This window comes from Pseudonocardia sp. D17, assembly GCF_036984265.1.
Taxonomy (GTDB): domain Bacteria; phylum Actinomycetota; class Actinomycetes; order Mycobacteriales; family Pseudonocardiaceae; genus Pseudonocardia; species Pseudonocardia benzenivorans.
On record NZ_BPRG01000181.1, the window covers coordinates 20282 to 32904 of the forward strand.

General features: G+C 70.9%; 9 protein-coding genes. 8 read left to right on the forward strand and 1 reads right to left on the reverse strand.

What is annotated here, in order from left to right:
- The first annotated feature begins 40 nt into the window (after window positions 1-40).
- The 6 genes from PSD17_RS25300 to PSD17_RS25325 all read left to right on the forward strand — a co-directional run bounded on the left by PSD17_RS25300 (window position 41) and on the right by PSD17_RS25325 (window position 7578).
- Window positions 41-2860, forward strand: a complete 2820-nt coding sequence (locus PSD17_RS25300) for a branched-chain amino acid ABC transporter permease/ATP-binding protein (protein WP_339124846.1) — start codon at window positions 41-43, stop codon at window positions 2858-2860.
- Entirely contained in the window at window positions 2860-3642 is a 783-nt protein-coding gene (locus PSD17_RS25305) for an ABC transporter ATP-binding protein (RefSeq protein WP_013673556.1), read from the forward strand. Before PSD17_RS25300 ends, PSD17_RS25305 begins: the two co-directional genes overlap by 1 nt.
- Before the next feature lie 78 nt (window positions 3643-3720).
- Window positions 3721-4635: a TIGR03619 family F420-dependent LLM class oxidoreductase gene (locus tag PSD17_RS25310; protein WP_013673557.1), complete on the forward strand. Its 915-nt coding sequence runs from the start codon at window positions 3721-3723 to the stop codon at window positions 4633-4635.
- Between the two features lie 49 nt (window positions 4636-4684).
- The gene (locus PSD17_RS25315; RefSeq protein ID WP_339124847.1) at window positions 4685-5974 is read left to right on the forward strand and encodes an acyl-CoA dehydrogenase family protein; all 1290 of its coding nucleotides are present in this window, start codon (window positions 4685-4687) and stop codon (window positions 5972-5974) included.
- A 60-nt stretch (window positions 5975-6034) separates the two neighbouring features.
- On the forward strand, window positions 6035-6451 hold the full coding sequence (locus PSD17_RS25320; protein ID WP_013673559.1) for a Zn-ribbon domain-containing OB-fold protein: 417 nt from the start codon (window positions 6035-6037) through the stop codon (window positions 6449-6451).
- Entirely contained in the window at window positions 6448-7578 is a 1131-nt protein-coding gene (locus PSD17_RS25325; protein ID WP_339124849.1) for a thiolase family protein, read from the forward strand. The genes PSD17_RS25320 and PSD17_RS25325 overlap by 4 nt, the downstream gene beginning before the upstream one ends.
- A gap of 127 nt (window positions 7579-7705) precedes the next feature.
- Here the strand turns inward: PSD17_RS25325 and PSD17_RS25330 are convergent, their stop codons facing one another.
- Window positions 7706-9301, reverse strand: coding sequence for a GMC family oxidoreductase (locus tag PSD17_RS25330; RefSeq protein ID WP_339124850.1), 1596 nt, complete (start codon window positions 9299-9301; stop codon window positions 7706-7708).
- Between the two features lie 458 nt (window positions 9302-9759).
- Between PSD17_RS25330 and PSD17_RS25335 the strand changes: the two genes are divergently transcribed.
- Together PSD17_RS25335 and PSD17_RS25340 are read left to right on the forward strand one after the other, a co-directional pair.
- Window positions 9760-11220, forward strand: coding sequence for an aldehyde dehydrogenase family protein (locus PSD17_RS25335; RefSeq protein ID WP_339124852.1), 1461 nt, complete (start codon window positions 9760-9762; stop codon window positions 11218-11220).
- Between the two features lie 79 nt (window positions 11221-11299).
- A complete protein-coding gene (locus PSD17_RS25340) occupies window positions 11300-12547 on the forward strand; it encodes an amidohydrolase family protein (RefSeq protein ID WP_339124853.1) in 1248 nt (415 codons plus the stop codon).
- Window positions 12548-12623 lie beyond the last annotated feature (76 nt).

Genomic DNA, 12623 nt, shown 5'->3' on the forward strand with positions numbered 1-12623 from the left:
GGCACCGACTTCGTCCTGATCCGAACCGCAGGGAAGAGACATGACCCCCTATCTGCTGTTCCTGTTCCTCGGGTTGAGCCTCGGCGCGGTCTATGCCTCGATGGCGTTGAGCATCACCCTGACCTACCAGGGCTCAGGCGTGATCAACTTCGCCGCGGGTGCGATGGCGACCGTTCCGTTGTACGTCTACGACGACCTGCGCAACGGTCTGTTCAGCCTCCCCCTGCCGGGCGTGCCCTCGATGGAGGTCGGTGAGCAGCCGGTGTGGCTGGCGATCCTGCTGGGCATCGCCGTCGCCGCCGTGCTGGGCCTGCTGGTCGAGGTGCTGATCTCCCGCCCGCTGCGCAGGGCGCCGGTGCTGGCGAAGGTGGTCGCCGCCGTCGGCGTGATGCTGACTATCCAGGCCTGCGTCGCGCTCAAGTTCGGCAGCGACGCCCGGTCGCTGACGGCGGTGCTGCCCACGGGGACCATGCGGATCGCCGGGATCCAGGTGCCGACCGACCGGCTCTGGTTCGCGGGGATCGTCGTCCTCGCGGGCGTCGCCCTCGCGATCTGGTTCCGCCGGTCGCGCGTCGGGCTCGCGGTGCAGGCGGCGGCGGAGAACCAGCGCGCGGCCGAGTTCGCGCGGCTGTCCCCCAACGTTCTGGGGATCGTCACGTGGGTCGTGTCGTCGGTGTTCGTGGCGCTCTCGATGATTCTCGCGGGGCCGGCGATCGGCGTCCTGACCCCGGGCAACATGACCCTGCTCGTCGTCCCCGCCCTCGCCGCGGCGCTGATCGGTCGGATGAGCTCGCTGTGGGCGGCGCTCGCGGGTGGCCTCGCCATGGGCGTACTGGTCGCCGAGCTGCAGTTCCTGTCCCAGACGAAGACCTGGTGGCCGGAGTGGGCCAAGCAGGGGCTGACCGACGCGGTGCCGTTCGTCGTGATCGTGGTCGTGTTGTTCGTGGTGGGCCGGTCCATCCCCATGCGCGGTGACGACGAGCAGTTGAAGCTGCCGGCCGTCCGGCTGCCGCGGAACCGTCCGCTCGTGATCGCGGCGCTGCTGGTCGGCGGCGTCGCGCTCGTGACGCTCACGGACGGCAGCTACCGGTTCGGCGTCATCAACAGCCTGGCCCTCTCGCTCATCGCCTTGTCGCTCGTCGTCCTCACCGGGATGGTCGGGCAGATCTCGCTGGCCCAGGCCGGGCTGGCCGGCGCGGCCGGGCTGGTGGTGTCCAAGCTCGGCACCCACCTCCCGTTCCCGCTACCGATGATCATCGGGGCCCTGGTGGCGATGGTGATCGGCGTGCTGATCGGCCTGCCCGCGTTGCGGATCCGCGGCGCGCAGCTGGCCGTCGTCACGCTGGCTGCGGCCGTCGTCGTGCAACAGTTCGTGCTCGGCAACCGGCTGTTCGTCTCGACCGAGAACGCGATCCCGGATCCGCAGCTGTTCGGCCTGGACCTCGGCGTGCGCGAGGGCACGACCATCGCGCGGGTGCCGTTCGGGCTGCTCGTGCTCGCGGTCGTCGCGGTGACCTTCGTCCTGGTGTGCAACGTGATCCGCAGCGGGACCGGGCGCAGGATGCTGGCCGTGCGGTCCAACGAGCGCGCCGCGGCGTCGGTGGGCATCAACGTGTCCGCGGTCAAGCTGACGGCGTTCGCGCTGGCGTCGTTCCTCGCGGGGCTGGGCGGCACGCTGATCGGCTACAGCCGTGGAGTGCTCTCCGTTGAGTCCTTCGGCGTCCTCGTCGGCCTGTCGATCCTCGCGGTCGCCTACATCGGTGGCATCGCGAGCGCGAGCGGTGCCTTCGTCGCGGGCGCGATGGGCGCTGTGGGCATCGTCTTCGTCATCCTCGACCGGAACCTGGATCTGGGTCCGTACTACTCGGTGATCACCGGACTGGGCCTGCTCCTCGCGGTGCTGTTCAACCCGCTCGGCGTCGCCGGTGGGATCCGCGCCGAGTACGACAAGCTCCGTGCGCGACTGCGGCGGGGCCGTCGCCAGGACCCGCTCGTCCCCGTCCGCGACGTGACGCGGGGGGACCCGGTGCTGCGCCGGCCCGCCACCCGGACGATCGGCGAGGTCTGCCTGCGGACGTCGGACGTGCGGGTCACCTACGGCGGGGTGAAGGCGGTCGACGGGGTCGACATCGAGGTCCGCGCCGGCGAGATCGTCGGCCTGATCGGCCCGAACGGCGCCGGCAAGACCAGCTTCATCGACGCGATCTCGGGGTTCACCCCGGCCACCGGCACGGTGGAGCTCGGCGGCCGGGACGTCAGCTCGTTGCCCGCCCACCGTCGGGCCCGGCTGGGGCTCGTCCGCACCTGGCAGTCGATGGAGCTCTTCGACGACCTCTCGGTGCTCGGCAACGTCCGCGTCGCCGACGACGTCCGGCACCGGTCGTTCGCCTTCGTCCGTGACATGTTCCGGCCGTCCCGGACGCCGTCGGGGACCGTGACCGACGCGATGACGCTGCTGTCGATGACCGACTCGAGCGACGGCCGCCCGGAGGAGCTCCCGCTGGGACGGCAGAAGCTGCTCGGCGTGGCGCGGGCGCTCGCGCTGACGCCGCAGGTCCTGCTGCTCGACGAGCCGGCCGCGGGCCTGGACACCCCCGAGAGCATCGAGTTCGGCAACGACCTGCACCAGATCGCGGCGACCGGCGTCGGCTGCCTGCTCGTCGACCACGACATGCACCTGGTGTTCGGCGTGTGCGACCGGGTCTACGTGATCGAGTTCGGCAGGCCGATCGCCGTCGGCACGCCCGAGGAGATCCGGAGGAACCCGAAGGTCCTCGCCGCCTACCTCGGCGGGGAGCACAGCGAGCTCGACGACGTCGAGCCCGTGACGCCCGAGCCGACCGCGATCGGAGGACTGTGATGAGCACCGTGATCCGGGCGAGCGGCCTGCACTGCGGCTACGGGACGCTGCCGGTGGTCCGGGATCTCGATCTGACCGTCGACGCCGGTGAGGTCGTGTGCCTGCTCGGGGCCAACGGCGCGGGCAAGACCACGACCCTGCTCACCGTCGCGGGTGCGCTCCCGCCGCTGGGTGGCGACCTGCAGGTACTCGGCAGCCCGGTCACGAAGGCGCGGCCCTACGCGGTCGCGCGCCGGGGCCTGAGCATGGTGCCCGAGGGCCGGGGCCTGTTCTACAAGCTCACCGTGGCCGAGAACCTGCGGCTGCGCCGGCACCGCGGGTCCACGGTCACGATGTCGGAGGTGCTCGACCGGTTCCCGGCGCTGCGCCCGCTGACGAACCGGCGCACCGGGCTGCTGTCGGGGGGAGAGCAGCAGATGGTCGCGCTGGCGGGGGCGCTCATCGCCGACCCGCAGGTGGTGCTGCTCGACGAGATGTGCCTGGGGCTTGCGCCGATCATCGTCGAGCGGCTGCTGCCGATGGTGCGGCGCATCGCCGAGGAGCACTCGATGGGCGTCCTGCTCGTCGAGCAGCACGTGCTCGCGGCGCTGCGGATCGCCGACCGCGGCTACGTCCTGGCCCACGGCCGCGTCGTCGCCGAGGGTTCGGCGGCCGAGCTCCGCCGCGACGCCGAGCAGCTCGAGGCGAGCTACCTCGGCGACGACCCGGCCACCGCGCCCGCCGACCGGGCGACGCCGGTGACCGTGAGCGCGTCCGAGACGACCTCCCGTGAGCGGCGATAGTCGCCATGGCGACCATCGCCGCTCACGAGCCTCGTCGTGCACAAGGCGAGGCCCGTCCATCGTGAACAGAGGACAGACATGAAGATCGGAATCCAGGCCTACGTCACCGCGTACGGCATCGATCCGGTGACCCTCGGCAAGGCGATCGAGGACGCCGGGTTCGACTCCTACTGGGCGCCGGACCACGCCGCCGTCCCGGTCGCCCCCGCGACGCCGCTGCCGCTACCCGGAGGGCGGTTCCCCGACGTCTACGGGCAGATGGTCGACCCGTTCGTCTCGCTCAGCGTGATGGCGACGGCCACGACCGCCCTCCGGCTCGTGACCGGGGTCTGCCTGGTGCCGGAGCGGAACCCGCTCATGCTGGCCAAGCTCGTCAGCAGCCTGGACCTCTTCTCCGGCGGACGGGTGATCTTCGGCGCCGGCACCGGGTACGTCCCCGAGCTCACCGAGGTGTTCACGCCGCACCACGCCACCCCGTGGAAGCTGACGATCGAGTCCATCGAGGCGATGAAGCTGCTGTGGACGAACGGCCGCGGCGCCTACGACGGCGACCTGGTCAGGTTCCCCGAGGTCATCTGCGACCCGCTGCCGGTGCAGCGGCCGCATCCGCCGGTGGTGTTGGGGGCGCGGCCGACGCCGGTGTCGGCGCGGCGGGTGGCGGCGGTGGCGGACGGGATCTATCTGACGGTGGTGACGCCGGAGGAGGTGGCGGGGGCGCGGGCGGCGATCACGGCTGAGTGTGAGCGGATCGGGCGGGATCCGGCGGAGATCGAGATCTCGGTGAGTGTGCATGATCCGAGTCCGCGCTTCCAGCGGGAGTTCGGGGAGGCGGGGGCGGATCGGCTGGTGGTGATGTTGCACAACCATGACGGCAAGCCGTTGCCGCGGGAGGAGTGGGCGGGACGGCAGATGGAGAACATCCTGGCCCCGGCGCCGTCCCCGGAGGAGACCCTGCGCTCGCTGGAGCGGGTCCGCGAGCTCGCGGAACTCTGATCCGCCATGCCCTTTGCTGTTCGGCCGATACCTGTGAAGGACGGGACAGATGACCGATCTCGATGACCTGCCCTCGCTCGCTGCGGAGGGGCCGGCGCCGATTGCCGGTGTCCGCGGGAGGCCGCCCGCGGAGCTGCGGGCGCTGGAGGACGCGATCGTCGAGCGTGTCCGCGAGTGCGCCGCGGCCGACGACTTCGCGGAGCGGGCGCGGGTGGCCGACCGGGACGGCGCGCTCGCCGTCGAGAACCTGCGGCTGATGCAGGAGATCGGTGTGACGGGCATGCCGATCGACCCTGCCCTGGGGTCCTCCGGTGCTTCGCTCTCCGCGGCCGTGCGTGTCATGGAGGAGCTGGCCTACCGGGACGCCTCGACGGCGCTGGCGATCAACATGCATTGGGGTGGTGCCCGCGGGCTGGCCCAGATGCCGTCCTTTCCCCGCAGGGACGAGGCGTGCGCGGCGATCGCGCGGCACGAGGCGACGATCTGCGGCGGCTTCTCGATATCCTCCGAGGGGCTGGACTCCCGCAAGTCCGGGGTGGTCTGCCGCGACGAGGGCGACGTCTACGTGTTCAACGGGCGCAGCGGATACGCGTCGATGAGCGAGGCGGCCGGCTACGCCATGCTCGGCGCGATCCTCGAGGGCAGCGATCCGGACGATCCGACGTATGTCCTGACCGTGGGTCGGATGGGCGAACCAGGGCTGATCAACCACCACAACTGGAACGCGATGGGCATGCGCGCCACGGGCAGCAGTGATCTCGAGTGCCGGGACCTCGCCGTGGTGAAGGACGACTGCCTCGTCGGCCAGATGAAGACGTTCCAGTTCCGGCGCCCGATCGACACCGCGTACAACACGTTCGGCATCGGGGCCATCTGGGTCGGCCTGTCGCGGGCGGCCTTCGACTTCACGGTCGACCACGCGAAGCGGCGCTACGGATACATGGCCAGCAGCTCGCTGGAGTCGGTGAAGGCGTCCTACCGGGCCGACGAGCCGTGGGCGCAGGCCGCCATCGGGAGCATGGACCACTGGCTCGGCACCGGCCGGGCGCTGCTGCGCGACATGGTGGATCGGCTCGACGATTACGACGACGACGAGCTGATGGGCCGCGACCATGTGCGGACCCTGTACCACCTGCGCCGGATGTCCGAGGAGGTCGCCCTCGGCGCGATGAAGACCTGTGGGGCGCACGGGTACGTGAAGTCCCGGACGCTGGAGCGCATCTTCCGCGACCTGATCGGGGGCGTCGTGATGGCGTGGAAGACCGACGACCTCCAGCACAAGCTCGGCGTCGGCGCGCTGGGGCGGCCGATCATGATCAGCGGCCCGGGCGGGACCTAGTTCCTGGATGGTATGGATCCAATATTGACCAATATGTATACATTAATCTAGGGTGGGGGCATGGAACCAGGGGCCGGCGTGGCCAGACCGACACCGCGTGCGAGTGCGACCACCCGCCCGTTCTGGGACGGCTGTCGCCGGGGGGTGCTGCTCGTCCAGCGCTGCCGCGCGTGCGCGGCGCACACGTTCACCCCGCAGGACTTCTGCCGGACCTGCCTCAGCTGCGACCTCGACTGGGTCGAGTCGGGAGGTGAGGGGGTCATCGTCACCTACACCACCATCTGGCGGCCGCAGACCCCGGCGTTCGAGGTGCCCTATGTGGTGGCGGTCGTCGCACTGACGGAGGGCTACGAGATGCTGACGAACATCGTCGACAGCGAGCCGGCGGAGATCCAGGTCGGCGCCAAGGTGCACGTCGCGTTCCGCGACGTCGCGCCGGACGTCACGCTGCCGTGCTTCACGGTGGTGGCCTCGTGATCTCCCCGGGCACGGCGACGATCGTCGGCGCGTACAACACCAAGCAGGCGCGGGTGCTCCCGGGCGAGACGTCCTACAGCATCACGCTCAAGGCCGTCCAGGGCGCGCTGGCCGACGCCGGGCTCGGGTTGAGCGACGTCGACGGGCTCAACGTGCTGCCCGGGCTGCAATACCGCAACGGGTCCGACGCCTTCGGCTACGCGTTGGGCATCCCGACGTTCTGGGTCGGCACCGCCGCTCCCGGACCGGCGTCGGTGGCCGAGGCCGCGCTCGCGATCGAGGCGGGGATGTGCACCACGGTCGTGATCGCCAGCGGCCAGGCGCAGGTGCACACCGACAAGGACTCGGTCGCGCCGTGGACCCGGCCGGAGAACGAGTTCGTCGAGTGCTGGGGCCTGATGACGCCGGCCGAGTTCGCGCTGGCGGCCCGCGAGTACATGCACCGGTTCTCGGTGACGCAGGAACAGATCTCCTACGTGGCAAGCGTGATCCGCAACAACGGTTCGCGGAACCCGGAGGCCGTCTACTACGGTCGCGGTCCGTTCACGACCGAGGACATCCTCGCCTCCCGCATGATCGCCGACCCGTACCACCTGCTCGACTGCTGCACCACGGGCGAGGGCGGTTCGGCTCTCGTGCTCACGAGCGCGGAGCGCGCCCGGGACCTGCCGAACCGGGGGGTCCGCGTGCTGGGCGGCGGCTGGGACAGCTGGGGCCCCACCTACACCCACCCGCCGACGTACGACCAGACGGCGATGTGGGGCCGTAAGGCCGCCGACGCGGCGTTCGCACGGGCGGGGCTGGAGCGCGAGGACATCGACGTCTACGAGTTCTACGACAACTTCTCGTGGGAGATCATCCGTTACTTCGAGGCGCTCCGGTACTGCGACGTCGGCGAGGGGGCGGACCTCGTCGCGAACGGTGCGATCGAGGTGGGCGGGCGGTACCCGGTGGTGACCGACGGGGGCACGATGTCGCACTCGCACACCGGTGAGTCGCAACGCATCCAACGGGTGGTGCAGGCGGTGCGCCAGCTGCGCGGGACCAGCGCGGCCAACCAGGTCGAGGGCGCCGAGACCGCGGTCGTGGCGCAGATCGGCGACGTCGTCGTGCTGGGCGCGGCGTAGCGTCCGGGCACGACCACGACGGCCCCCTGGTCCTCGGTGCGGACCAGGGGGCCGCGTCGTGCGGGGGGTGCGGCCGGGCGGCGCTCGGGCACGCCGGCGGCCGGAGCGCAGGCCGGCCGCCGGTGGTTCACGCCTCCTGGCGGATCAGGTCGGCGGCGCGCCAGGCCAACGCCATCGTCGGGGCCGCGGTGTTCCCGGCGGGCTGGGCGGCGAACACGGAGGCATCGACGATCCGCAGGCCCTCGACGCCGCGCAGCCGCAGGCGGTCGTCCACGACGTCGTCCGGGTCCGGGCCCATGGCTGCGGAACCGATCGCGTGGTAGATGCCGAGCGGGCTGTCCTGCGCCAGCCGGACGACCTGCTCGGCGGTCGAGACCGCCGGCCCCGGCTGGTCCTCACCCTCGATCAGTTCGGCGAGCGGGTCCTGCGCGACCATCTCCCGTCCCCAGTCCAGGATCCGTGCCGTCGCCGCTCGGTCCTCGTCGGTCTCGACGTATCGCGGTCGGATGACGGGCCGGTCCTCCGGGAGCGGACCGCCGAGGTGGATCGAGCTCCGTGTGGTGGGCCGGATCGGGTACCCGACGAACGTCGCTCCGGCGTAGCTCGCCAGCTTCATCCTGTCCGCGGCGGTGTCGAGCGCCATCGGCATCCAGATCCCCTGGACGTCCGGGCGGTCCAGGTCCGGGGCGGTCCTGAACGCGCAGACCAGGTCGTACCCGGCCGTGGCGATGGGCCCGCCCCGGGTGAGGAGGTACCGGGCGCCCTGCAGGGCCTGCTTCGGCACGCTGTTGAGCTCGTGGGTCCGGCCGATCCGGCCCTTCAGCCGCACCTGCAGCTTCACGCCGCGCTGCTCGATCACCCGCTCGCCCACGTTCGGGCTTTCCACGCGCAGCGCGACGCCCGCGGCCGCCAGCGTCTCGGCGCGGCCGATGCCCGAGCGCTCCAGGAGCAAGGGGGTCTCGATCGTCCCCGCGGACACGATGACCTCGCGCCGCACGATGTGGTCGCGGTAGCCGGACCGGCCCCGGGCACGGACGCCGACGACGCGGCGTCCGTCGAAGAGCAGGTATCCCACGCGGGTACCGGTGAGCACGGTGAGGTTCGGCCGCTTCGCGGCGGGCCGGAGGAACGCGGTCGCCGCGCTGACCCGGATCCCGTTCTTGATCGTGGACGGGGTGAACCCGATCCGTTCGCTGTCGTCCTCGTTGAAATCCCGGGTGTACCGGAGTCCCATTTTCTCCGCGGCACCGACGATGGCGTCACAGACGAGCTCACTCCGATCGCCGATCGTCACGCCCACCGGGCCACCGACGCCGCGGACATCGGATGCGCCGATTCCGTGGTCTTCCATCGCCGTGAAAACGGGCAGCATTTCGTCCCATCCCCAGCCGGTGTTTCCGCGCCGGGTGATGGCGTCGTAGTCCGGCTGCGCACCGCGGATGTACATCATTCCGTTCACGGCGGTGGAACCGCCGCGCACCTTTCCGCGGGTCCAGGACTCGCCGTTCTGACCAGGGCCGACGGGCTGCGTCGGGTAGTGGTAGCAGTAACGGCTGCTCTGCAGCGTGAAATAGAATCCCTTCGGAACGTGCAGCATCGGGTTGCGGTCATGGCCGCCGTACTCCACCAGGAGGACCTCGACCGAGGGGTCTTCGGTCAACCGATCGGCGAGAACACAGCCGGCCGCTCCCGCGCCCACGATGATGTAGTCGTAAAATGTCACGAGTTACAGCCTCCAACGATTCCTGTGGGCAATCCGTGGATCGCCCCGACCGCTCGACGCGCCATTCGTGATCGTCGGGTCGGATGCCGGACGGCGACGGTAGCGCATGGATTCAGCGACGGCAATATTGGATCCATCATGGCGGTGGCGCTCCGTACGGCGGCCGACCGCGGCGGCGCGATGGAGCTGCCGGGCGACCCTTGACCTGCAGGCGGGGCGCGCCTAGTCTCCGACCTTAAACGTTTACCCAGGACGCGCGAGCCGGGTGCGGCAGCACCCGGCACATCTCGGGCGCGACCACCGCGCGGTTGCGGAGCCGACCCGGGGCGCGAGGCGACGGACCACGCGACGCGAGCTTTCCACGTCGGACACCGGTACCGGCGGATGTCGACCGATGCCGGTCCCGACCGGCGGGCACGACGTCCGGATGCGAAGAAGTGCAGGGGAGAGGGAGCTCGATGAGGCGGTTCACGATGACGATCGACGGTCGTGGAGTCGAGTCGGCGCAGCACTTCGACGTGATCGACCCGGCGACCGAGCAGGTCTGCGGCCGCGCGCCCGAGTGCTCACCCGAGCAGCTGGACGCGGCGTTCGCGGCCGCCTCGACGGCGTTGCGTGGCTGGAGCGGCCTCGCGCCGGAGCGCCGCGGGAAGGCGCTCGCCGCCGCAGCCGACGCGCTCGAGCGTCAGACGGCCGAACTCGCCGCCGTCCTCACCGCGGAGCAGGGCAAGCCGCTCGCACAGGCACGCGCCGAGATCGGCTCGGCGGTCCGCTGGCTTCGCCACTTCGCCGGGTTCACGCCGAACCGCGAGGTCGTCCAGGACGACGACGTGGCGTTCGCGGAGGTGCTCCGCCGGCCGCTCGGTGTCGTCGCAGCCATCACCCCGTGGAATTTCCCCGTCAGCCTGGCCTTCTGGAAGATCGCCCCGGCGCTGGCCGCGGGCAACACGGTCGTCGTGAAGCCGTCGCCGTACACCCCGCTGACCACCCTGCGCATCGGCGAGCTGCTGCGCGGTGTCCTCCCCGACGGCGTGCTCGGCGTCGTCAGCGGCGGTGACGCGCTCGGCGCCCGGCTGACCCGGCACCCGGCCCCGCGGAAGATCAGCTTCACCGGGTCGACCGCGACCGGCCGGAAGGTCCTGTCCGCCGCGGCGGACGACCTCAAACGGGTGACCCTCGAGCTCGGCGGCAACGACCCCGCGATCGTCCTCGACGACGTCGACGTCGCCGAGATCGCACCGAAGCTGTTCCGCACGGCGTTCGCCAACAGCGGGCAGGTCTGCGTCGCCGTCAAGCGGATCTACGCGCCGCGACAGCTGTACGCGGACCTGGTCGACGCGCTGGCGCACGAGGCGGTCACGGCGCGGACCGGTGACGGGCGGGACCCGGAGACCCTGCTCGGGCCGGTCAACAACCGTCCACAGCTGGACCGGGTGGCCGCGCTCGTGTCGGACGCGCTGAGCCGTGGCGCCGTCGCCGCGGCGGGTGGGTCCCGGCTGGCCCGCGACGGCTACTTCTTCGCGCCGACCGTGCTGGCGGGCGCGGAGGACGGCATGCCGGTCGTCGACGAGGAGCAGTTCGGCCCGGCGCTCCCCGTGGTCGCCTACGACGATGTCGACACCGTCGTGGAGCGGGCGAACGCGTCGCACTTCGGGCTCGCGGGCTCGGTGTGGGGCGAGGACGTCGAGCGGGCCGCGCGGATCGCCGGCCGGCTCGACTGCGGAACCTCGTGGGTCAACGCGCACATCGCGCTGGCACCCCACATCCCGTTCGCCGGCGCGAAGTGGAGTGGCGTCGGGACCGAGAACGGGCGGTGGGGCTACGAGGAGTTCACGCAGCTCAAGGTCGAGTACGTCGCCGGCGGGTCCCCGGCGCGCCGGCGCAGGAGCGAACCGACGACGGCCGCGGGCCGGCACTGACCGGAACCGCATGGATCCGATCCGGCGTTGACAAATTCCCATCAATGAACCCTCGGGTTGACTGACGAAAGGTCGTCCGGTGTCAGAACGGAACCTGCCGAAGATCATCAGTGTGGACGACCACGTGGTCGAGCCCCGCAACCTGTTCGAGACGTGGTTGCCGACGAAGTTCCACGACCGCGCGCCGCGGGTGGAACGTCGGTGGATCGACATGACGACCGACGCGTACCACGACACCGAGGCCGCCGAGGGCGAAGGCCTTCCCGGTGACGTCTGGATCTACGGCAACTCGATGTACGTGCCCCGCCGGCCCGTCCTGATCCTGAAGGACGTGGAGACCTCCGCGGAGCTGCGCGACAAGGAGCCGGTCACCTACGACCAGATGGACCCCGCCTGCTACGTGCCGGAGGAACGGCTCAAGGTGATGGACTCCCAGCACGTCGAGGCCTCGCTGGGATTCCCGTCGTTCCCGCGGTTCTGCGGACAGGCGTTCAGCGAGCAGTTCCCCGGGGACCGCGAGCTCGGCCTGGCCTGCGTGCGCGCGTACAACGACTGGATGGTCGAGGAGTGGTGCGGGGACTCCGGCGGCCGCCTGGTCCCGGTGCAGGTCGTGCCCCTGTGGGACGCCGAGCTGGCCGCGGCCGAGATCCGGCGCAACGCGGCGCGCGGCGTGCGGGCCGTGACCTTCAGCGAGATCGTGGGTCATCTCGGGTTCGACAACATCCACCACCGCAACTGGGACCCGTTCTTCGCCGCGTGCGAGGAGACCGGGACCGTGGTGTGCATGCACATCGGGTCGGCGTCGCTGATGATGACGCCGCCCCCGGACTCCGCGACCGTGGTGGTGCCGATCCTGCAGTTCACGAACTCGTTGTCGTCGATGGCCGACTTCGTGTTCTCCGGGGTCCTCGACCGGTTCCCGGCCCTCAAGCTGGCGTACTCCGAGGGCCAGGCCGGCTGGATGCCGTACGCGCTGGAGCGGATGGACCACGCCTACAAGCACCACACGTGGGCACTCGGCGAGCACGAGCTCCAGGAGCTCCCGTCGACCTACGTCCGGCGCAACATGTACGGCTGCGTGTTCGCGGACCGGCACGCGATCAAGAACGCCCGGGAGATCGGGATCGACCGGCTCATGTTCGAGGTCGACTTCCCGCACGCCGACGGCCCCTACCCACACACCTACGAGCACCTGGCCTCGCAGTTCGAGGGCATCGACGAGGAGACGACCTACCAGATCGTGCGCGGCAACGCGATCCGCCTCTTCGAGCTCGATCTGGACAGGGACCGCGCCGGGGCAGTCGCCGTCGCCGCCGCCGGATCCTGAGACCCGGCACGGCGCCGCACCCTCGAACGGAAGGGACGTCGCCCGTGGGAACGCTCATGGGCAGCCCGGTGTTCGG